Source organism: Pseudoduganella sp. OTU4001 (assembly GCF_038440195.1).
Taxonomy (GTDB): domain Bacteria; phylum Pseudomonadota; class Gammaproteobacteria; order Burkholderiales; family Burkholderiaceae_D; genus Rugamonas.
Window position 1 is genome coordinate 1 of sequence record NZ_JASATG010000072.1, and the last position, 1,550, is coordinate 1,550.

2 rRNA genes are annotated in these 1,550 nt (G+C 51.2%); both read right to left on the bottom strand.

Annotated elements, in window-relative coordinates:
* Position 1 precedes the first annotated feature (1 nt).
* Positions 2 to 114: ribosomal RNA gene (gene rrf, locus AAHE99_RS26665) — 5S ribosomal RNA — on the bottom strand.
* An 85-nt stretch (positions 115 to 199) separates the two neighbouring features.
* A 23S ribosomal RNA gene (locus tag AAHE99_RS26670) occupies positions 200 to 1,550 on the bottom strand; the annotation flags it as partial.

A 1,550-nucleotide genomic window follows, 5' to 3' on the forward strand; every position in this document is an offset into this window, starting at 1 on the left:
AGCTTGACGATAACCTACTTTCACACTGGTTGCAGCACTATCATCGGCGCAGAGTCATTTCACGGTCCTGTTCGGGATGGGAAGGGGTGGGACTGACTTGCTATGGTCATCAAGCATGACTTGTCAACAATCTGGGAAGAAGTAAAAGGTGGGGTAGTGTTCTCAAACACGGTAAGTGCTATATAACCGTCAAGGTTATAGGGACAAGCCGTACGGGCAATTAGTATCAGTTAGCTTAATGCATTACTGCACTTCCACACCTGACCTATCAACGTCCTGGTCTCGAACGACCCTTCAAGGAGCTCAAGGCTCCGGGAAATCTCATCTTAAGGCAAGTTTCCCGCTTAGATGCTTTCAGCGGTTATCTCTTCCGAACTTAGCTACCCGGCAATGCCACTGGCGTGACAACCGGTACACCAGAGGTTCGTCCACTCCGGTCCTCTCGTACTAGGAGCAGCCCCCTTCAAATTTCCAACGCCCACGGCAGATAGGGACCAAACTGTCTCACGACGTTTTAAACCCAGCTCACGTACCACTTTAAATGGCGAACAGCCATACCCTTGGGACCGGCTACAGCCCCAGGATGTGATGAGCCGACATCGAGGTGCCAAACTCCCCCGTCGATATGAACTCTTGGGAGGAATCAGCCTGTTATCCCCAGAGTACCTTTTATCCGTTGAGCGATGGCCCTTCCATACAGAACCACCGGATCACTATGTCCTACTTTCGTACCTGCTCGACTTGTCGGTCTCGCAGTTAAGCACGCTTATGCCATTGCACTATTAGCACGATGTCCGACCGTACCTAGCGTACCTTCGAACTCCTCCGTTACCGTTTGGGAGGAGACCGCCCCAGTCAAACTGCCTACCATGCACTGTCCCCGATCCGGATTACGGACCAAGGTTAGAACCTCAAACAAACCAGGGTGGTATTTCAAGGATGGCTCCATAGGAACTGGCGTCCCTACTTCAAAGCCTCCCACCTATCCTACACAGATTGGTTCAAAGTCCAATGCAAAGCTACAGTAAAGGTTCATGGGGTCTTTCCGTCTAGCCGCGGGTAGATTGCATCATCACAAACACTTCAACTTCGCTGAGTCTCGGGAGGAGACAGTGTGGCCATCGTTACGCCATTCGTGCAGGTCGGAACTTACCCGACAAGGAATTTCGCTACCTTAGGACCGTTATAGTTACGGCCGCCGTTTACTGGGACTTCAATCAAGAGCTTGCACCCCATCATTTAATCTTCCAGCACCGGGCAGGCGTCACACCCTATACGTCCACTTTCGTGTTTGCAGAGTGCTGTGTTTTTATTAAACAGTCGCAGCCACCAGTTTATTGCAACCTTTTCGCCCTTCCACAGTAAAGTGGTCAAGCTACCGAGGCGTACCTTATCCCGAAGTTACGGTACCAATTTGCCGAGTTCCTTCTCCCGAGTTCTCTCAAGCGCCTTAGAATACTCATCTCGCCCACCTGTGTCGGTTTGCGGTACGGTCTCGTATGACTGAAGCTTAGAGGCTTTTCTTGGAACCACTTCCGATTGCTTCGCGA